The 19,725-nt window shown below is 35.9% G+C and carries 16 protein-coding genes and 1 tRNA gene; 6 read left to right on the top strand and 11 right to left on the bottom strand.

Translation table 11 applies throughout. From position 1 onward, the window contains the following. Positions 1-48: 48 nt before the first annotated feature. Both Q0947_RS05700 and Q0947_RS05695 read left to right on the top strand, forming a co-directional pair. Positions 49-122 (top strand) — tRNA-Asn (locus tag Q0947_RS05700). 100 nt (positions 123-222) lie between these two features. After that, positions 223-1,143, top strand: a complete 921-nt coding sequence (locus Q0947_RS05695) for a hypothetical protein (RefSeq protein ID WP_299393327.1) — start codon at positions 223-225, stop codon at positions 1,141-1,143. A 214-nt stretch (positions 1,144-1,357) separates the two neighbouring features. Here the strand turns inward: Q0947_RS05695 and Q0947_RS05690 are convergent, their stop codons facing one another. From Q0947_RS05690 to Q0947_RS05650, 10 genes are all read right to left on the bottom strand, one after another. Next, positions 1,358-2,371, bottom strand: coding sequence for an AraC family transcriptional regulator (locus tag Q0947_RS05690; protein ID WP_299393323.1), 1,014 nt, complete (start codon positions 2,369-2,371; stop codon positions 1,358-1,360). Between the two features lie 48 nt (positions 2,372-2,419). Then, positions 2,420-2,545, bottom strand: a complete 126-nt coding sequence (locus Q0947_RS05685; RefSeq protein WP_299393318.1) for a hypothetical protein — start codon at positions 2,543-2,545, stop codon at positions 2,420-2,422. 98 nt (positions 2,546-2,643) lie between these two features. Further along, positions 2,644-2,790 (bottom strand): DUF5670 family protein, encoded by a 147-nt coding sequence (locus Q0947_RS15190; RefSeq protein ID WP_366915492.1) that lies wholly within the window; start codon positions 2,788-2,790, stop codon positions 2,644-2,646. Positions 2,791-2,963: 173 nt separating this feature from the next. Beyond that, positions 2,964-4,757, bottom strand: coding sequence for a CHASE3 domain-containing protein (locus tag Q0947_RS05680; RefSeq protein WP_299393314.1), 1,794 nt, complete (start codon positions 4,755-4,757; stop codon positions 2,964-2,966). Beyond that, positions 4,754-5,200 (bottom strand): response regulator, encoded by a 447-nt coding sequence (locus tag Q0947_RS05675; protein WP_299393311.1) that lies wholly within the window; start codon positions 5,198-5,200, stop codon positions 4,754-4,756. The genes Q0947_RS05680 and Q0947_RS05675 overlap by 4 nt, the downstream gene beginning before the upstream one ends. A 10-nt stretch (positions 5,201-5,210) precedes the next feature. After that, a complete protein-coding gene (locus Q0947_RS05670) occupies positions 5,211-5,774 on the bottom strand; it encodes a helix-turn-helix transcriptional regulator (protein WP_299393307.1) in 564 nt (187 codons plus the stop codon). Between the two features lie 145 nt (positions 5,775-5,919). Beyond that, positions 5,920-9,504, bottom strand: a complete 3,585-nt coding sequence (locus tag Q0947_RS05665) for a PAS domain S-box protein (protein WP_299393304.1) — start codon at positions 9,502-9,504, stop codon at positions 5,920-5,922. 7 nt (positions 9,505-9,511) lie between these two features. Next, positions 9,512-9,958: a response regulator gene (locus tag Q0947_RS05660; protein ID WP_299393301.1), complete on the bottom strand. Its 447-nt coding sequence runs from the start codon at positions 9,956-9,958 to the stop codon at positions 9,512-9,514. Positions 9,959-10,322: 364 nt separating this feature from the next. Beyond that, the gene (locus tag Q0947_RS05655) at positions 10,323-10,799 is read right to left on the bottom strand and encodes a PA2169 family four-helix-bundle protein (RefSeq protein ID WP_299393296.1); all 477 of its coding nucleotides are present in this window, start codon (positions 10,797-10,799) and stop codon (positions 10,323-10,325) included. 344 nt (positions 10,800-11,143) lie between these two features. Beyond that, a complete protein-coding gene (locus Q0947_RS05650) occupies positions 11,144-12,106 on the bottom strand; it encodes an NAD-dependent epimerase/dehydratase family protein (RefSeq protein ID WP_299393291.1) in 963 nt (320 codons plus the stop codon). 326 nt (positions 12,107-12,432) lie between these two features. Here Q0947_RS05650 and Q0947_RS05645 point away from each other — a divergent pair, with 326 nt between their 5' ends. Together Q0947_RS05645 and Q0947_RS05640 are read left to right on the top strand one after the other, a co-directional pair. Continuing rightward, positions 12,433-12,735, top strand: a complete 303-nt coding sequence (locus tag Q0947_RS05645; RefSeq protein ID WP_299393286.1) for a hypothetical protein — start codon at positions 12,433-12,435, stop codon at positions 12,733-12,735. A 111-nt stretch (positions 12,736-12,846) separates the two neighbouring features. Next, positions 12,847-14,199 carry a sigma-54 dependent transcriptional regulator gene (locus tag Q0947_RS05640; protein WP_299393282.1) on the top strand — a complete coding sequence of 451 codons (1,353 nt, stop codon included), beginning with the start codon at positions 12,847-12,849 and terminating at the stop codon, positions 14,197-14,199. Here the strand turns inward: Q0947_RS05640 and Q0947_RS05635 are convergent. Further along, positions 14,177-16,615 (bottom strand): hybrid sensor histidine kinase/response regulator, encoded by a 2,439-nt coding sequence (locus Q0947_RS05635; protein WP_299393278.1) that lies wholly within the window; start codon positions 16,613-16,615, stop codon positions 14,177-14,179. The two genes, Q0947_RS05640 and Q0947_RS05635, sit on opposite strands and share 23 nt — an antisense overlap. A 229-nt stretch (positions 16,616-16,844) precedes the next feature. Here Q0947_RS05635 and Q0947_RS05630 point away from each other — a divergent pair, with 229 nt between their 5' ends. Next, a complete protein-coding gene (locus tag Q0947_RS05630; RefSeq protein WP_299393274.1) occupies positions 16,845-17,369 on the top strand; it encodes a hypothetical protein in 525 nt (174 codons plus the stop codon). Between the two features lie 157 nt (positions 17,370-17,526). Further along, the gene (locus tag Q0947_RS05625; RefSeq protein WP_299393269.1) at positions 17,527-19,593 is read left to right on the top strand and encodes a M13 family metallopeptidase; all 2,067 of its coding nucleotides are present in this window, start codon (positions 17,527-17,529) and stop codon (positions 19,591-19,593) included. Positions 19,594-19,725: the final 132 nt, after the last annotated feature.

Below are 19,725 nucleotides of genomic sequence, written 5' to 3'. Positions count from 1 at the left end.
TTCAAAAATAGCAATATATTTGCATCCTCAAAATAAGGTAATATACCTTCCTCTTTAGCTCAGTTGGTTAGAGCATCTGACTGTTAATCAGAGGGTCCTTGGTTCGAGCCCAAGAAGAGGAGCACAGTGAAGCAAAGCCATTCAAGAAATTGAGTGGCTTTTGTTTTTTAGGCGGGTCCCAGTTTAGGTCTAACTTTGTATTAATTTACTTAAATTTGGATTATGTTGAAGCCATCAGAGGATAGAACTTTAGCTTTTTTTGAATCTTTACTATTAGATGAAAATGGTATTGAAGAATTAAGAGACACCTTTTACGGTGGTGTTAGGGAAACATTTACATCAACTCATATTGATAAAGCTGATAATAATATCATTTATAGTATTGATAGAACTGAATATGATGAATCTATTAAGATTAAAAATGATTTTAATGACTTCTTAAGAAGAAGACTGGATGAGGAAAAGGAGATAGCCAAAGCGCTAATTTCTTCTAAATCTGCAATAATACTTTCTTCCAACCAATCAAATAATACTTTCTTCTCATTTACCGAAAACACCTTATTGGATTTAAAGAGTAATTCCAACCATAGTGACTATAGTATAATACACAAAGTCATTGTTGATTTAATGGAATTTCTATATTCTAAATACAATAGGTTCCATAACTTTTCAAAAGAATACCTTGAAACCCTTTCTGTATATAGAAAGGAGATTAAAAAAAATCATATTACACTTTCTTTTAATTGGAAGGAAAGCCATAAAAAGAAAGAAATTGAATTTCTCTACAATAAATTGATGAATGCTAAGCCACCTTTCATTAACTCCTCATTAGAGACTTTTACAAAAGCTTTTACTGATAAGCCTTTGGAAAATGATGAGTACATAAAATGGTTGTGCGTGAGTGTTAAAAATAAAAAGGTGATTTCTCAAGTCACTCTTGTTGCTCTTTTAGAAGAGCTATTTAAATCTGGCTACATTGTATCAGATTATAATGATTTTAATAAATCAATAGAAAACATCTTTGCTAAGCCTAACGGAGTAAAGCTAAAAGGCATCAAAGTTACCAAAAAAGAGAATTCTAAAAATCCTTCAAGAATGGGGGAAATACTCGACATTCTGCAAGAGTTAAAAGCAATAGCCTAACCTTTTCATAGACTAACCGAGTCAGGTAGGTCTATGCTCAATTCGATAAATCCTCTATAATATTGCCCCAGAATATGGAGTGATAATCTCATTGTTTCCTAATTCCACGAGTTTTTAAAATAATGTGGGATTAACACAAAAAAGCTCTAATTTTCATTAGAGCTTTTTCGAATTAATTAGTACTTAAATCCCTTGAAGTACTACTAGATATATATTATGCTGATACAGCTAACTTATTTTTTTTGTAATCGCTCGGAGTACAATCAAAACGTTCCTTAAATATTTTAGAGAAGTAGCTTCTGCTGGTAAATCCTACACTATAAACAATCTCTGAAATGTTCAAGTCGGTATTGATGATTAAGTCCTCTGATTTTGTCAATCTTACGGAGCGGATATATTCGCAAATAGTCAATCCGTGTTGAAACTTAAATCCTTCTTGCAATTTGGCGGCTGATAAACCAACTCTCTCGCTTAGGTTTTCAACCTTATGATCTAAATCTGGATACTCATTGATATACTCTGTAAGTTTCGCAATTAGACCGATTTCCATTTTAGTCAAGGTTGTAGGTTCCATGTCTAAATTTTCAATATCCATATTATGGTGATCAATTTCGAGCGCTAAAATGACGTTTACAATGCCTTTAGTCAACAATTGACGCACCAAACCTTCTTGTTTGATACATTGTAGCTGTTTTATGTTTTCAGCTATTTTAAGGTTGTAAGAACCAATGTATAGATAGTCGTCGGTTTTATCTGCGATAAAGGCTTCTCTTAAACTGCTGCTCCATTGGGAACTGTTGTTTCCTTCGTGAGACGTATTAACAGAAATAAGCGTTGCTACGGTTTCGATATCCTTTTCTAACATAATAATGTTTTGTCCAGATATAATGTTGGCGACGATACTTGTCTGAAAAGCATCAATAGTATTTGTCTCACTGTCTTTATCGAAAGACTGTGTCAACTTTCCTTTTGAGCAATACATAAAATTGACATGAGCTTCTAAAAGAGCATCAATTGTAATTTGGATATCCTGAAAGGCAATCAAATTAAATTCTAGTACGGCGATGCCATCCTCTAAAGCGATCGAGCGAATGCTCCCGCGGGCTAAATCGTTATTTATTTCGAGTTTGCACTCGGTTGTATTTTGTTCTATCGTACCACCCAATTCATTTTTGAGTGCTTCGAAAAAAGAATACAAATCGTTAACTTTTGATGCAATTGTTATCATGATGTGATGGTTTTATGGTTAATTATTAAAATATAATGTCTGTAAATGTTAAACTTGAGGTTTGGTTGTAGCCAACACTCTAATTCTCGCATTTGTGGTTGTAATTCCAGTTTTTGGAAACACTCGTGCTACCCTGGCGTATTGTCTTAATTGTGATTCTTGATTGGTTTTCATAACTTATTTTTTTTATAGTGAGTTATAATGTTTCCTAATTCTCGTCTTTATAGTTATGATCATTATAACACGTAAGACATGATGTGTTCTTTAATTAATTACTCTTTCTTCTTCATTCCTATAATTCCCATTAAAACTGCTAATGGCAATAATAAGTGTACTGATGGCTTCAATGAATATACAAAGTAGCTCAAGGCCCATATAATAATCATGAGGACGGAAACAGTATAAAAGAATGTTTTCATATTATAATCCTCGTGCATTTTGTGGCTTATTGCGTTCAATACAAAGATGACTCATTACTCGGTGTTGTCTCTTACAGTATTTTCAGAATTGGTTATAGAATTCCCATAAGTGCATAAAAAATCACCCCATATATAGGATATGGGGTGATTTAAAATGAAATACTTGAGGTGTATTAAGTCTTCGGGAGGTATACTGTAAAGGTGGACCCTGTGTTGGTATCGCCTACAGCAGTGATATAGCCGTTATGGTTATCAACTATTTTCTTACAAATAGAAAGACCGATGCCCGTACCAGAATATTCGTTTTTATTGTGAAGTCTATTAAATAGAATAAAAATCTTTTCCGCATACTCTTGGTCAAAGCCAATCCCATTATCCTGTACGGTTATAGTATGGTAGGTATTAAACTTGGAGTATTTGATTTTTGGCAAATCGCTTGCATTCGTTAGAGAATAGGTAATGGTGATGGCAGGCGGCGTATTTTCACGACTATATTTTAATGAATTACTGAGTAGATTTAGGAACAGCTGTTTTATTTGAAACGGGATCACCTTCATTGAAGGCATCGAGTCAGAGGTAATACGCGCTCTTTTATCTCCAATTATTTCGGCTAAATCGTGCTTGGCAGTTTCTAACAATATATTGAGGTTTGACTCTTCAAACGCTTCCTCAGATTTATTTGTTCTCGAAAACTGTAGTAAATCATCAATTAAGGAACGCATTCTTGATGACGACGATTTTATACGCTCTATATAAAGTTTCCCACTGTTGGATAATTTATCTTTTTCTTTGTCCTCCAATCGTGATAAGAAGGTTTGAATCTTTCGTAATGGTTCTTGCAAATCATGACTGGCAACATAGTTAAAGGAAGACAACTCTTTATTACTGCGCTCTAATTCTAGATTTCGTTTTTCTATTAATCGGTAATTTTCAATTTCGTTCGTAATATCTGCCGTCGTGCCTAAAAGTCGTTTATGCCCATCGGAATCGACCAATAATTTGGCATAGGCTTTAAAATGCTTTATAGCGCCGTTTTTTTGAATGATTCTATAGTGGATGAATGGCAGATCTTCATTTTCCATCATTTCCTCAACATGCTCCATCAATTTTTCAACATCATCGGGATGGACAAAGGATAGGTAATTATCTAAGTTAGGGTCAAAAGATTGCGGTTCCTCTCCTAATAAGCGATACAAATTATCAGAATATTCATAAATGTTTTCCTCTATATGCCAAATCCAATTGCCGTGTTTGCTTATGATTTCAGATTGGATAGTCGATTTTTTAAAGGTTTCCAGAAGTTCATTCTTTTCCTTTAAAATCTTTAAGTTTTTAGTAATTTGAAGATAGGTCAATAATAAAATTAGGAGCGATAAAATCAGCACATAATACACTAACATTGGGGCGTTGGACAAACGCTTGGAGCTTATCTCTCTTGCCAAACTAAGCACATCATTTTCATGTGCGGTCATTTGATTGATTTTAAAACGCACACTATTCATCGTTTGCCTTCCTTCTCTAAAAGCCGCTATGAATTCAGGAGAATCGAAGTCGTTACTGGTTGAAAGCTCCAATGTCTTCTGAAAAATCTCGATATTCTTGTCAACTTTTATTTTTAATTCGGCAATGTTTTTTTGTTGTTCAGGATTGTTTTTAGTGAGTTCTTCTAAGTCTTTCAAACTATTATCAAAAGCGGAACTGCTTACTAGCAACGGTTCTAAATAGGTAGAGTCTCGCGAAATCATAAAACCTCTCTTCCCACTTTCAGCATCTTTAAGTGCGGAGGCCATTCTTTCTAAAGCAATATGGACCTGATAATTATGTTGCACATCATCTATAGACTTGGAAAGTTCTTTTATGTATTTATAGGCAACGCCGCCCATCACTAATACAATGAATAGGCTGGCCCCAAAAATTATTTTTAGAAAGCGTTCTGAGCGGGCAATAAATTTTAAGGGCAGGTTCATAAACGTAATAAAAAATTGTCTTTATCTAATGCGTTGGTATGGTATTGCCAGTTAATGGTGACCACATCTGATAGAATCTTTTTAAGATCATTAAAATCACTCGGTTTTTTGATATAAATATTCGCGCCCTGAACAAAGGTGTCTTCAATATCTTCCTCCGATGCAGAGGTAGAATATATGGCAATGGCAATGTCTTTAAACTTTTTGTTGCTTTTTATTTCTATTAAACATTCAATACCCGACTTTTTAGGCATATTTAAGTCTAAAAAAAGGATGTTCGGCAATACAGCGTCGGGGTGATTTAGCGCATCCATAAGCTCTAAGCCATCTTTATAAACGTCTACTTTGGTTTGTATTTTAAGCTCATCAAATGCCTCTACAAAGAACAGGCGGTCGTCTTCATCATCATCTGCCAAAACCACATATGTGAAATCTTCTTGCATTTTTTACTTTTTAATCTTTATTATTTTTTAGCGCTCTTCTTTTTGCGATAATACGCTGAAAGGTAGTAGGAGTAATACCTGTTGTGTTTTTAAATTGTGTGCTTAAATGCGCGACACTTGAATATTGCAATCGAAACGCAATCTCTGTTAATGATAAATCAGTGTTGGTAATGAGAGATTTAGCGTATTCGATACGTTGTAAAATGATAAAATTTTCTATTGACGTGTAGGTCACTTCAGAGAATAAATTTGATAGATATCCATAGCTATGCCCCAATTTGTCGGCAAGATAAACGGAACTTTTTACCGCGATGGACTCATTTGCATTAAATACCATATCCACAATGGTATCTTTTATTTTCTGAACCAAAATAACCTTTTGATTTTCTATTTTCTCAATGCCATAATCATTGAGAACGGTCTCAAAAGCCTTCATTTGATCAGCAGAAACCGGTTCCAAAAACTCAAGCTCACCAAAATTTAACATCCTATACTTGATGCCGAGTTCGCAAAGCTTTTCATCGAGAACTTTGGAACAAAATTGGGCAAAATCGAATTTAATAAAGACTTTCATAAGGGATTTAATGGTTGACTAATGTAATTATAATTTTAATTATTTATTCGATTTTAATCGCCATAAGCGTAGTATACCGCTCAATTTTAATCAATTTTTTACTTTCAATTTGGTGCTGAACCGTTTTGATTTTTAATAAAATGAATTATGTCGGAATGTAAATATCAAATTCCGCACCTTCATTTAAACGTGCGTTGGCTAAAATTATTCCTTCATGATTTTCAATAATCCTTTTTACAATAGCAAGTCCGATGCCGGTTCCTGTATAGTCATCTTTACTATGTAGACGCTGAAAAACTTCAAATATTTTGTCACTGTATTGAGACTCAAATCCAATGCCATTGTCCGAAAATTTTATATGGCAATAGTGTTTGTTTTTAGATAATGCCGCGATTCCGGCCGACTTTCCATCTACTATATCGCAAGTGATCTCTATAATTATCGGAACGTCTGTTTTGGCAAATTTTATGGAGTTGCTTGTGAGGTTGTGTATCACTTGCTTAAACTGCACAGGAATAATCCTAACATCACACATATTGTTTAAGTTTATGGTGACATCATTTTGTTCCAGTTCTTCGCTCAATGTTTCTTTTATATCATTAACAACCTCCTGTAAGTTGATATTTTCGAATTTTGTTTCTTGCACATTGGTACGCGAGTAAGCAATTAAATCCTGTATTAATTTTTGCATTCTATACGCCGACTGCTGCATTCTTGTAAAGTGTCTCTTGGCAGTGTCGGATAAGTGTTCGTATTCGGTTTCTACAATACGGGATGAAAATGTTTGAATTTTTCTTAGCGGTTCCTGTAAATCATGACTGGAAATATAGACGAAGGATTGCAATTCCTTATTCATGTTTTCAAGATCAATATTTTTTTGCTGCAACTCAGCCGTACGCAACTGTACCATATTCTCTAACTCCGAAGTAAACATCTTATGGTCTTGGATATCCGTACTGCTGCCTACCCACATTTTTATAGTGCCGTCTTCGTCTTTTTGAGGAATGGCGCGACTTAACTGCCAACGGTACTCGCCAGTATGCATCCGGAAACGGTGTTCTATTAAAAAGTCATTTCCTGAATGGATAGCTTCAGTCCACAGTCTAATGTTTTCTTCGCGTTCATCAGGATGTACAATCTGAATCCAACCTTCATCATTAATTTCATCTAATGTAAGTCCGGTAAATTCAAGGATAGACTGATTGAAGTAATTCATATTACCTTGTGGATCTGATGTCCAAACATGTTGCGGCATGGAATCAGCCAAGAGTCTGAATTTCTCTTCCCACTCTAATAATTGTTGATGAAACGTGCGTTCTTCAGTAACATCTCTTACCGTACCAAGTATCCGTTCTGGTTGATTCTGATCGTCATAATACACCTTTCCTTTGACGTCTATCCAATGTAGAGAGTTGTCATTGTAGATGACTCTAGATTGATAACGAAGCGTTCCAGTTTTATAGGCTTCTTCAAATGCCTTTGCCCTTAATCTTAGGTCATTTGGGTAATGATTGGAAATGAGATCATTTCGCGTGAGATGATGTTTATCTGGAAAGCCTAAAATTTCGTAACATCGATCGGAAACAACAACGTCGTCTGTTTTTAAATTGACATCAAATATACCCAAATCACTCGCTTCAATAATAAGCTCTAATTTCTCTTCATTCTCCTCTATAAGCTGTTTTGCTTTTACGGTAGCCGTAACTTCAGTGGCAACGACCATAATACCTGTTATAATATCGTTTTCCTTTAAAGGATGGTAAACAAAATTGTAATAACTGGTTTCAATGGTGTTATGGCGGTTTATTTTGATTGGGAATTCATAGCCATAAAAGGCATTGCCAGTTTCATAAACATCACAAATTATAGGAAGCATTTTATCTTTAACCTCCGGTAAGGATTCAAAAAGAGGCTTGCCTACAAATTGCGTTCTTGTTTGATTTATTAACTGCAAATAATGATCATTTGCCATTTCAATGACATGGTCTGATCCTCTAAAAATCACAATGCCTAATGGAGCCTGCATTACAGAATCTCGGAACTTCTTTTCGCTTTCTTCAACCTTTTGCTTAGCCTCATGAAGTTCGGTCACATCGGCGGCGGTGTTCATTACAGCAGATACATTTCCTGCGCTATCAAATAATGGGGTAAAACTGTAATTAAAATAATAAGCACCTAATTGACCGTTTTTGACAAGATATATCTTTTGGTTTTTTGCATGAAATGCCGTTCCGGTATGTAGCACTTTTCTAATTTGACTATAGACATCTTGATTTTCTAATTCTGGTAAAATGTCCGGATATAATTGGCCTACTACGTCATTACCTTTTCCCCAGGTATCCATGATAGATTGATTAGCCAATGAGATGCGCAATTCTTCACCTACATACACCCCAATTGGAAATGGAGCACTATCCACCAAAGCGCGCATATGCTGCTCACTATCTTCTATTTTTTTACGTGCTTCAACTTGAGGTGTCACATCAATACCAATCGCCATGATTCCGTTAATAGAGCCATCAACATCAAATAATGCTTCAAAAGAGAAATTAATAAAAATCGTGCTCAACTCATCGTTCACCGAAAATGTGACGGGCATTTCAGAAGTTTCAAAACGTTTTCCGGTTTTGCTAACATCGTCCAGAAAGTCTCTTATGCCTTGTGATTCAAGTTCCGGCATAGCCTCAAATAAAGGCGTGTCCAATACCTGTTGTTCGGTTCTTCCCCAAAGATTGAGTGCTAGTTTGTTGGCAATCTCCACTTTGTAATCGTCACCTCTTATGATAGCTATGGCTACAGGCGCTTGAAGTATCATGAGCCTTAAATTGCGCTCACTTTCTTCTATCTTTTTTCTGGATAATACACGTTCGGTAACATCTTCCAGGGTTCCAGTTAAGCGGTAGGCTTGTTTAAATTCATTAAACCAAGCTCGCCCTTTGGCGTGGACAATAATTTGCTTTTTAGAAATCGGATTTTCAATCGTGTATTCTATGTTATAGCTCCCTTCTGAATCTGGTTTTAAGACATTTTCAATGGCTTCAATGACACGTTGTTTGTCGTCTTCTACAACTGCATTTATGGCGTGGGATAATTCTATTACGTCGTTTATAGGCAATCCAAACCATTCTTTTAAGCGGTTATTGCAAGTAAACTTGTTGTTTATAGGGTTGTAATCAAAGGTGCCTAATTGGGTATTCTCAATTACAAACTCCATTTCATTTTTACTCTCTCTTAACTCAATTTCAGCTAATTTTTTATTGGTGGTTTCAATGACTGTTACTAAAACACCGCCAACTTCGCCCGAATCCATTCTTATGGGGCTATAAGCAAAATCAAAATAACATTTTTCCACATAGCCATTCCTATTTAAAGGCAGCATTAAATCTGGGTAACCGATGGCCTCACCCTTCATAACACTGTCAAACATCGAGCTGATAATGTGCCATACTTCAGAAAATGTTTCTCTGGTGCTAATGCCTAAAGCTTCAGGATGTTTGGTTGCACCTAAAATTGGACGGTAGCCATCATTATATATTTGAGTATATTCCTTACCCCAAGCTATATACATCCCAAAAGGATTATCGAGCATCACACTCACCATGGTACGTAAGCTTTGAGGCCAATTTTCAGGTGTTCCCAAAGGGGTTTTACTCCAATCTTTAGCTCTAATGAGTTTCCCCATTTCGCCGCCACCATCTAAAAAATTATGTGTTGTTTTGCTAATACCCATGCACTACCTATGGTTGAATAATAAAATGTTCTCTTGAAGACGTTGGTGATAAATCGGTTTTAAAGATTTTCAGCACTTTTTCAATGACTTTTTTAATGCACGCAAATTCGGCTGGTTTTTGAATGTAATGAAGTGCACCTATTTCGTACAGTTCATTTACTACAGACGGATCAAGCGAAGTGGAATATACAATGATGGGAATATGGGATAATGTACCTGAAGATTTAATTTCCCGGATACATTCCATTCCCGATTTACGAGGCATGTTAAGGTCTAAGAAAATTAAATTAGGAAGTTCAGAATTTTCAGATTCTAACAAATTCATGAGTTCTACGCCATTATGAACAATGGAGAGGTTGCACTCATAAGGTAATTCTTCCATTGCTTCCTTAAAAAAATCGCAATCGTCCAAATCATCATCAGCAAGCAGTAAGTGTAGTTTAGTGTGTTTCATTTTGTATGCGTGCGACTGGGATATTTATCTAATTTTTTACTGAATTAAGGCTTCTTAAATGCTTGTTGATTTGGAAGCAAAAAAAATCAGCAAGTTGTTAAAAATACATTATTTCCGTGAATAGTGAAATCAAAATTCTTAACTCTTTAGGTTATAGATTGTCTTAATAGCACTTTTAATCCTATTTTAATTCCTCCGTATTGTAAATGGCTTTTAGGTTTAGGCGAAGAGTTATGGCCCTTTTCATATTAGAGTTTCAGAAAATTTCCTCGGCGTACTGACATCAAACTCTAAAAGGGATGCATAAAAAAACCCACACACATCATGCGGGGTTTCATTAAGTAAAAATTGTGCTCATGGTGACTTAGCCTTGAATATCTTTTAGAGATTTTACACGTTCCAATGTTCCTTGCAATTCTTTTAATTGCGATTTTAAGACATTAGAGGCATGAGGCACCAAGGTATTATGTTTCATCAATTCTTCATATTCCTTGACGCTTGCGGTTTCACCACGTAAAACTTCGCTAAGAACGGCTTCATCATCTTTTCCTGTGACCGACGTTCTGATGTCAATCCAAGCACGATGTAGTGTTCCGGCAATACTGCCCTTGTCTCTTGGCGTTTCGTCTAACAGATGCAATTCTTTGTCAATGGCTGTAGCAAAATGACTGCGTTGAACTGCTTGTCGTTTTAAAAAATTCTTCAATTCAGGTGTTTTGGCATCCTTCATTGCTTTCTTATAGCCTTTTTCGGCATCGTAATTTTTTTCAATAATACTTTGTAGAACATTAACCGTATCGATATGGATTTGTTCCCTGGCTGCTTCTAATGAGGTTCTCATGATTTCCTGGTTTTATGGTTTGACCTAAGTTACGAAAAAAATGGTTCTTAAGATGTTAAAAAACATGGGTTTAGGATAGGATTAACGTAATTTAAAATGTTGTAATAATAGGAGTGGTATTAGGAATAAATTGGGCAAATCAATTTCAAATAATATAAATACATGTCATAAAATGAGGTAAAAAAGAATCTTTTCGATGTGGAGTCTGCGTCAGAATTTCAGAAAATGAATGTCGAGCAGAGGAGGGAAAATGGTTATGGACAGTAAGGATGCTCTTATGTAAAATCAAAAAAAAAGCACTTTAAGTAGTCTTAAAGTGCTTGTATAAGTATATATGATATTGGTTATTTTTTAGCTTCAGCGTATTTTTTGCCTAATTGAGTAATCATTTCCTCAGTCATCTTTTTTAGGTCAAATTTTGGACTCCAGTTCCAATCTTTTTGTGCTACGCTATCATCAATAGATTTTGGCCAAGAATCGGCAATCTGCTGTCTGAAATCTGGATTGTAAGTAATGATAAAATCCTTAATGTGATTTTGGATTTCATCAGCAATATCCTTAGGTGTAAAGCTAATAGCAGCTAAATTGTAAGACGAACGAATTGATAGTTGGTTTGCAGGAGCGTCCATAATCTGAATCGTTGCATCAATAGCATCATCCATAAACATCATCGGTAATTCAGTATTTTCCGAAAGGAAACTTTCATACTGACCGTCTGTAATCGCTTTATGATAAATTTCTACCGCATAATCTGTAGTTCCACCGCCTGGCATTGTTTTCCAACTGATAATCCCTGGGTAGCGTATACTGCGCACATCTACACCATACTTGTCATGATAATATTCGCACCAACGTTCCCCTACCTGTTTGGTAATACCATAAACAGTACTTGGTTCCATGATGGTGTGCTGAGGCGTATTTTCTTTTGGAGTTGTCGGACCAAAAACAGCAATGCTCGATGGCCAGAATACTTTACTTATAAATTTTGCTTTGGCTAAGTTCAACACATGAAAAAGAGAATTCATGTTCAAATCCCAAGCTTTCATAGGATATTTTTCTCCAGTGGCACTCAACATCGCAGCCATCAAATAAATGGTGTCGATGTTATGCTTTTCTACGCAAAGTAAGATTGAGCCGTAATCTTGGGCGTCAACAATTTCAAATATACCTGAATTGACAACCTCTAAATTATTATAGTTAATGTCAGAAGCAATTACATTGTCATCCCCATGGATGCTGCGTAATTTATATGTTAGCTCTGATCCAATTTGACCACATGCACCGATAATTAGAATCTTTTGCGCCATTGTTGTTTGATTTTACTGCAAAAATACGAAGTTTTTTTCTGAAGAAAATGGAATTTAAAGGATTCAATGACGCCAATTTCATAAGTTGGTGATAGACAAAATCATCCGGAAAGTGGGTTTGTGTAATATTTACACGGAAAAATTCACAAATGCGGGATTATTATACACTTCTGAATGCTGCTCAATATATCTTAAATATGATAAATACCTAAAAATCAGGTATTTGTATGTTGTGAAGCTGATTTTGTGTTGGTTGGCATGTTTATTTCTTATTAACTAACAACAACACAATAACAAATAACATTAAAATTTAAAAAATTGAAATTATGAAAAAAGTATTTTTAACAGCAGCGATAGTATTAGGAGGATTGTCAACATTTGCAGCACCTGCAATGGCTTTAAGCCAAACAGATGAGGTTGTAATGACAACTCAGGAGGAATATAAATTAATCAAGGCTGAAGAGCTTCCACAAGCAGTGAAAGATGCGTTGGCCGTTGATTTTGAAACTGCAACTTTAGATAAAGCTTATGTTAATGAAAAGCTAGAATATAAGTTGGAACTTACTGTAGAAGGTGCGGCAACAACTGTATATGCTGATAAAGATGGAAACTGGATTGAGAAAGAATAAGGTTTCTCTTTAAAGCAGGAAAAGGACGTTTTTTTTAAACGTCCTTTTTTTATGTTTTTTTTAAAGGGTTTACTGAAATTAACTTGATATTTTTGTACAAATGAGGAATCCATGAGTACCATTCTTTTGGTTGAAGACGATGTTAGCTTTTCTGAAATGTTGAAACGTTTTTTGGAACGTCACCACCATTCCGTTGTATCATCTTATACGCTAGAAGATGCTAAATTAAAAGTAAAGGAATCGACCTTCGATTTGGTGTTTGCAGATCTTAGGCTTCCTGATGGCGATGGAATTTCACTTTTAAATCATATTAAGAATAAAGACGCGTCCATTCCTGTAGTATTAATGACGGGTTATGCTGAGGTTTCTACTGCCGTTAAGGCCATGAAAGAAGGCGCTTTTGATTATATTTCAAAACCTTTTAATCCTGAAGAAGTTTTACAGGTGGTCAAAAATGCGCTCCTAAAACCGAGTGCTGAGACAAAACAAAGTACTTCAACAACTCCAATTACTTCTGAAACTTCAGAAACTTCAAAATCTACATCTAATTTGGTTACCGGTATTAGTGCCGCATCCAGAGTGTTATATGACCATATCAATCTTGTGGCGCCAACGGACATGTCTGTTTTAATTTCTGGCGAAAGTGGAACAGGAAAAGAGGTTGTGGCAAAAGCTATTCATTTGAGCAGTTCAAGAAAACTGCGGCCTTTTATAGCGGTCGATTGTGGCGCTATCCCTAAAGAGATTGCAGCCAGCGAATTTTTCGGCCATAAAAAAGGATCGTTTACAGGTGCTATTAATGATAAAAAAGGCCATTTTGAAGCTGCCAATCACGGTACCTTGTTTTTAGATGAGGTTGGAAACCTTACTTATGAAAACCAAATTCAGTTGTTGCGCGCCCTTCAAGAACGTCGCATAAAACCAATTGGGAGTAATGAGGAAATTGAAGTTGATATTCGTTTATTGACGGCTACAAATGAAGATTTATTGCAAGCTGTTGAGCAAGGCGATTTTAGAGAAGATCTGTACCACCGATTAAATGAGTTCTCTATTAAAGTACCGAGTTTACAGGAACGCCGTGATGATTTAATAATTTACGCCGATTTCTTTTTAGAGAATGCCAATCAGCAATTGAACAAATCCATCATCGGGTTTTCACCTGAAGTCCTAAAAATATTCCAAAATTATTCTTGGCCTGGCAATTTGCGTGAACTTTCCAACGTGATCAAACGCGCTACCTTATTGACCAACGGTGAGGTCATTCAAAAGGAAGTTTTGCCACAAGAATTATCATCGCCACAAAAAGAAGCGACTACACGCTCTTTTTCTACAAAAGACAACGAAAAAGAACTGATTGTTAAAGCTCTTCAAGAAGCAAACAACAACAAAACAAAGGCTGCAAAACTTCTCAATTTTTCTAGAAAAACACTTTATAACAAGCTTAAGGAGTATAATTTGGAGTAATATAAGCTTCCATAGCTTTGCAAAAAGGGTCAAGCTCTTTCTCTAAAGCATCCACAAGCGCTTTGTCGGCAACGGGTGTGCGCTCTAATTTTATTAAAAAAGGCACTATGGTATGTGCGCCTAATTGCTTGAACATGGTCAGCATTCTGTGACTTAAATCGGTGATGGTTTTAAGGTCATTTTGCTGGACTGCTGTTTTTAGCTCGGCCATATGTTTTTTAGTGTCTTTTAAAAACAACTCTAAAAGCGATTTCAGTGCCTCTTCATCATAATTTAAAAAGCCAGCGATGGAATTAGTATCAAAATAGTCACAGCTATAGGATTGCGTTTTTTTGCTTTCTTCTGGTTTTGTAATACTCTTCGGAAATAATTCGCTTAAAATATCAAACCATATATGCGATGCAAACGGTTTGAAAACCACTTTTGAAAAGCCACTTTCAATATAATTTTCAGTAGCAATATCTGTTCTTCCAGTCATCGCGATAATTGGTTGCTGCTTATAAAATGGCGTCTTTTTAAGGGTTTCCATAAAATGAAAGCCGTTCATCTTTGGCAATTGGATGTCCGTAATTACAACATCAAATTTCAGGTTTTCCATATCGGCAAGAGCAGCTTTGGCGTCTTCAAACGTATAGGTTGTGATGTTGTGTTGCCCCAACACATCGGTAATTAATTGTCGTAATGAGGCGTCATCATCCACAATAACCGCCTTCAATTTAAAATGGGATGTCTTTTTAATAGCTGGTGTCGTTTCCAAAACAGCATCAGAAAGTTTTACAGGGAATGATATTTCAAATCTGCTGCCGCGTCCTGGTGTGCTTTCCAAGGTTAATTTCCCTTTTAAAATGTGCATCAACTTTTTGGAAATGGCCAATCCTAATCCAAAACCTGAATTCTTGGAGTTTTTGGTTTGGTTGACTTGGGTAAATGCATTAAAAATATCCTCTTGCTTTTCCTTACTGATACCAATTCCGGTGTCTGAAACGATAATGGTTACGGTATGTACATTGTTTTTGGAGTGTAATTGGGTGCTAATTGTAATGCTGCCTTCCTCAGTAAATTTGTAGGCGTTTCCAATTAAATTATAGAGCACTTGTTTAATTCTGAAAGGATCGGAAACGATGGTGCGGTCGAGCTGTGGGGCATGTTTAACATAAAGTTCAATCGGTTTATCATCATAAATCGCTTTGATATTTGAACTTGTTTCGTCTAAAATGGTGCGCAGATTAAAAGGAATGCTTTCAATTGTAATATGGCCATCCTCAAGTTTTGAGAATTCCAAAAGATCATCTACCAATTGGCTCATATAGCTCGAAGCATTCTTAATATGATCCAAATAATTAACTTCTTTTGTGTTCTGTGCTGTTTTTTGAAGCAGCTCGCTATACCCGGAAATCGTGCTTAAAGGCGAGCGTAAATCATGACTTACCATATTAATCAATTGCTCCCTACTTTTTAAAAGCGAATTGGTATAAGCATTCGATTGTTCAAGTTTTTCGCGGTATTGCTGACTTTTCCAAAAGTCGTTTAAGATGACAATCGTGAAAATTATCACTAAAATGAAACTGACTAATGCTGCCAAGTAAATAATGGTGGTACTTCTGTCCAAGGCTTTTTGACGTTGCGTCATAATGCTTTGCGATGAGGCTACCATTTCGCGCTCTAACGCACGCAGGAGGTTGCGCAATTGCCTAGAAGTCGTCAAATCATTCTCTACCAATTCGCGCTCTTTCAACATTAAAGATTGCTTTTGAGATGCTGCATCTCTCTGAATTTTGTTCAACATGTTTCGGGAAATCGTCACAATGGAATCAATCTGCTTTTGATCCACTTTACTCACCGAATCCTTCGCTTTTAAATCATTGGAAAATTGAATGAACCCTTCCAGAACTTCTTTGGTTTTAGGGTCAATCGACTTCGGATTTTCCACATAATCTTCCAAAGTCAATTTCCCGAGAATAGGGTCAATACTCTTAAGTTTATTAATGGTCAGTTCAATAGATTTTTCAGACGAATTATTTTCCTTAAGACGGCGTAATTCGTTTAAATCGGTATATTTTTTGTCAAAAATGACCTTAACACTATCTAATAGCGCCTTTTGATAATCGTTATTAACTAAATTAGTGAGCGTGTCAATGGTGGAAAGGAGACTGTCATTTTGTAGTAGATACGCGTTGAATTGAGAGTTTGTATTAAGTTGAAGCGCTGCTCTTGATAAGCTTTCGTTCTCATAAATATCAGCTACCAAACCGCTAATTCTAATCAGTTTATCACGGTCTTTTAAATCGTCCGTTTGCGCAGCCGTGAAATTTCTAAGTTCAGAAAACACAAGCCATCCTGAAATCGCTGCTAAAATGCCTAGCGCGATATAGCCAAAAAGGACCTTAAATGTGATTTTTCTATTAGATGCGATCATAAAAACAGTTGTAAAGGCAAAGCAAGATAAAAAATGTGTGCTATTGGTGCGATATCAAAACTATTTTATCCTATTTATAAAAAATTAGTGGCTTGCGACAACTGTTTGAATGCAAGTCACCGAAAACATAATCGCAACATCACACTTTGGCCATTGATGGGCGGGCCGATTTCAATAATTATTTTATTTACCTTTGGGTCTTAATCATCTTATACAAATGTCCTGATTTATGAAACAGCTAATGTTACTATGTGTCTTAATTTTTGTGAGCTGTAAATCTGATCCACAACCTGTAGAAAATACGTCGGATACTCAAGAAAAGGCGTACACCATAAAAGCAGAGGATATCGAAAACTTAAAGTATACGGATTATGTGTTGAGCCCAGATAGTTCCCAAGCTATTTTAGATTGGCAATTGTATCAAGATCTCCAAAACAATATCGAACTTTTAAAAGGAGGGAACCTTTCTTTTTTTAGAGTTGAGAAGGGCATTATGGAGGAATTTATTTCAGAAATGAAAATGCAGCAACCACCAGTTGTGGTGACACCGGCTATTAGGTCGAGAATGACCGTTTTGGAAACTAATATTTTGAAACTACAGAATCTTTCTAATCTTGATAATATTAAAAAGCAGGACTTTTTAGAAGCTATACGGGAACTCCTCATTGCAGATGCCAATCTTAAACTTCAAATGAATAAAAAGTTCGAAAAAGAAGCGCAACAAATTCAACTTCCTGTAAAGACGGAGCAATAAAGCGCTCTCATAAAGCACTAACGCTAAAAGATATCCAAAGAAATAAGATTTTCATTTCTCTCGCAAAATGTCTTAATATTTTGTTAAGATGTAACAAATGCACCGGATAAGCTTCTCATTAATAACTAAATTAGGCAAATTAAATTTTTTAAAAACTATGAACACCAATCTTAAGTATGCGCTGGCAATTACTGGTTTGGCCGTTACAACCCTTGTTGGATGTAAGGAAGAACCAAAAAAAGACACAACAATGGCAGAAGAAAAAATTCCTGGTATCGTCCTTGAAAACATGGACACTTTAGTGAGTCCGAAGGATGATTTTTACAAATTCGTTAACGGAAACTGGGAAAAAAACACTGTAATCCCTGATGATGAAACCCGTTGGGGCGGTTTTGGGGTGTTGCGTAAAGCAACCCGTCAAGATGTTTTAGATATTGTTAAAACTTCAAAAGAATTAGGGACCTACGCTGATGGTTCAGACCAAAAGAAAGCCTTATTGCTTTTTGAAAGTCAATTGGATACTGTAGCAAGAAATAAAGCGGGTGTTGAGCCAATTAAACCTGCGTTGAGTGCTATTGATGGCATAAAAAACATCAGTGACATGCAAACTGTTGTGGCAACTGTAGATGGTGTAAGTTCACCATTTGCTGGTATTGCAGCATCGCCAAATCTTAATGATAGTAGTATGAACATGACTTGGATATTTCCTGGAGGTCTTGGATTACAAAGAGATTATTATTTAGATCAGGATGCTAAATCAAAAGAAATCAGACAAAAATATGTAGCGCATATTGCAAGAATGCTTCAATTTATCGATTATGATGAAGCTAAAGCGATGGCGGCTGCTAAGAAAATCTTAGCTATGGAAACCAAATTGGCTGAGCCAAGATTGGATAAAGTAGCTATGAGAGATGCGCGTAACTATAACAATCCGTTACCGTTTGCTGATTTACAAAAATTGACACCTGCTATCAACTGGCAAAAAATGGTGGATGATTTAGGAATTGACAAAAAGATTGAAACTGTCAATGTAATGCAGCCAAAATATATGTCATCATTACAAAGCTTCTTAAAACAAACCCCTATTGAAGATGTAAAAACTTTAATGGTTTGGAATACTCTTGACAATTCAGCTAACTATTTATCTACTGAAATTGAGAAAGCAAACTGGGATTTTTACGAAAAAACATTAAACGGTGCACAAAAACAACGTCCATTTGAAGAGCGTGCGTTAGGTACTGTTGACCGTGCAGTTGGAGAAGCTATCGGTAAACTTTATGTGGAAGCAAAATTCCCGCCAGAAGCTAAAGCGAAAGCTGAAGAAATGATTGCAGATGTCATCAAAGCATTCCAAAACAGAATCATGAAATTGGATTGGATGACTGAAGAGACAAAGAAAAAAGCGGTTGAAAAATTAGATAAATTCACTGTTAAGATTGCTTATCCTGATGAGTGGGAAGACTATTCAAAACTTCAAATTAAGGAAGGCAATAGCTTTGCTGAAAACATGTTGGCTGTTGGAACATGGGCAAGAGAAAAGAATTTCTCTGAAATCAATGAGCCGGTAGACAAGAAAAAATGGGGAATGGCGCCACAAACTGTAAACGCTTATTTCAACCCTCGTAACAACGAGATTGTATTCCCAGCAGCTATTTTACAACCTCCATTCTATAACTATACTGCAGATGATGCTGTAAATTATGGCGGAATTGGAGCTGTAATTGGACATGAAATTTCTCATGCTTTCGATGATTCTGGAGCTCGTTTTGACGGCGATGGAAACTTGAAAAACTGGTGGACAGAAAAAGATTTAGAAGAATTTACGAAACGTGGTAATGCTTTGGCAGAACAGTACAGCAGTATTGAAGTGTTAGACAGCGTGTACATTAACGGTAAATTTACTTTGGGTGAAAACATCGGAGATCTTGGTGGTATTCTTGGTGCTTATGATGGTTTACAACTACATTTTGAGAAACACGGACGTCCTGATAAAATCGACGGATTTACGCCAGAACAACGTTTCTTTATGAGTTGGGCAACCGTTTGGAGAACATTAACCAGAGAAGATGCCTTAAGAACGCAGATTAAAACAGATCCGCATTCTCCAGGAATCTATAGAGCGACACAACCTTTAAAAAATGTGGATGCATTCTATGAAGCTTTTGATATTAAAGAAGGTGATCCAATGTACTTAGCACCTGAAAAGCGTGTTAGAATTTGGTAATAGTCTAAAAACTATGATATAAAAAAAGCAGTCTATTGAAAAATAGGCTGCTTTTTTGTTTGGTATGAATTTATGTCTGACCGATTTTCAACTTCTTAATTCTAAAAGCGAAGCGGTCTTAATTCTTAATTC

Source organism: uncultured Gelidibacter sp. (genome assembly GCF_947500795.1).
Classification (GTDB): Bacteria; Bacteroidota; Bacteroidia; order Flavobacteriales; family Flavobacteriaceae; genus Gelidibacter.
Note: the sequence above shows the minus strand (reverse complement) of the source record. Positions and strands in the feature narration are given on the sequence as shown.

What these genes read in the sequence shown, in the direction of transcription:
- Q0947_RS05650 (WP_299393291.1), bottom strand. Translation starts at nt 12,106, where the DNA reads ATGGCGCAAAAGATTCTAATTATCGGTGCATGTGGTCAAATTGGATCA.
- Q0947_RS05655 (WP_299393296.1), bottom strand. Translation starts at nt 10,799, where the DNA reads ATGAGAACCTCATTAGAAGCAGCCAGGGAACAAATCCATATCGATACG.
- Q0947_RS05675 (WP_299393311.1), bottom strand. Translation starts at nt 5,200, where the DNA reads ATGCAAGAAGATTTCACATATGTGGTTTTGGCAGATGATGATGAAGAC.
- Q0947_RS05640 (WP_299393282.1), top strand. Translation starts at nt 12,847, where the DNA reads ATGAGTACCATTCTTTTGGTTGAAGACGATGTTAGCTTTTCTGAAATG.
- Q0947_RS05665 (WP_299393304.1), bottom strand. Translation starts at nt 9,504, where the DNA reads ATGGGTATTAGCAAAACAACACATAATTTTTTAGATGGTGGCGGCGAA.
- Q0947_RS05685 (WP_299393318.1), bottom strand. Translation starts at nt 2,545, where the DNA reads ATGAAAACCAATCAAGAATCACAATTAAGACAATACGCCAGGGTAGCA.
- Q0947_RS05635 (WP_299393278.1), bottom strand. Translation starts at nt 16,615, where the DNA reads ATGATCGCATCTAATAGAAAAATCACATTTAAGGTCCTTTTTGGCTAT.
- Q0947_RS05690 (WP_299393323.1), bottom strand. Translation starts at nt 2,371, where the DNA reads ATGATAACAATTGCATCAAAAGTTAACGATTTGTATTCTTTTTTCGAA.
- Q0947_RS05695 (WP_299393327.1), top strand. Translation starts at nt 223, where the DNA reads ATGTTGAAGCCATCAGAGGATAGAACTTTAGCTTTTTTTGAATCTTTA.
- Q0947_RS05645 (WP_299393286.1), top strand. Translation starts at nt 12,433, where the DNA reads ATGAAAAAAGTATTTTTAACAGCAGCGATAGTATTAGGAGGATTGTCA.
- Q0947_RS05660 (WP_299393301.1), bottom strand. Translation starts at nt 9,958, where the DNA reads ATGAAACACACTAAACTACACTTACTGCTTGCTGATGATGATTTGGAC.
- Q0947_RS05625 (WP_299393269.1), top strand. Translation starts at nt 17,527, where the DNA reads ATGAACACCAATCTTAAGTATGCGCTGGCAATTACTGGTTTGGCCGTT.
- Q0947_RS05630 (WP_299393274.1), top strand. Translation starts at nt 16,845, where the DNA reads ATGAAACAGCTAATGTTACTATGTGTCTTAATTTTTGTGAGCTGTAAA.
- Q0947_RS05680 (WP_299393314.1), bottom strand. Translation starts at nt 4,757, where the DNA reads ATGAACCTGCCCTTAAAATTTATTGCCCGCTCAGAACGCTTTCTAAAA.
- Q0947_RS05670 (WP_299393307.1), bottom strand. Translation starts at nt 5,774, where the DNA reads ATGAAAGTCTTTATTAAATTCGATTTTGCCCAATTTTGTTCCAAAGTT.
- Q0947_RS15190 (WP_366915492.1), bottom strand. Translation starts at nt 2,790, where the DNA reads ATGAAAACATTCTTTTATACTGTTTCCGTCCTCATGATTATTATATGG.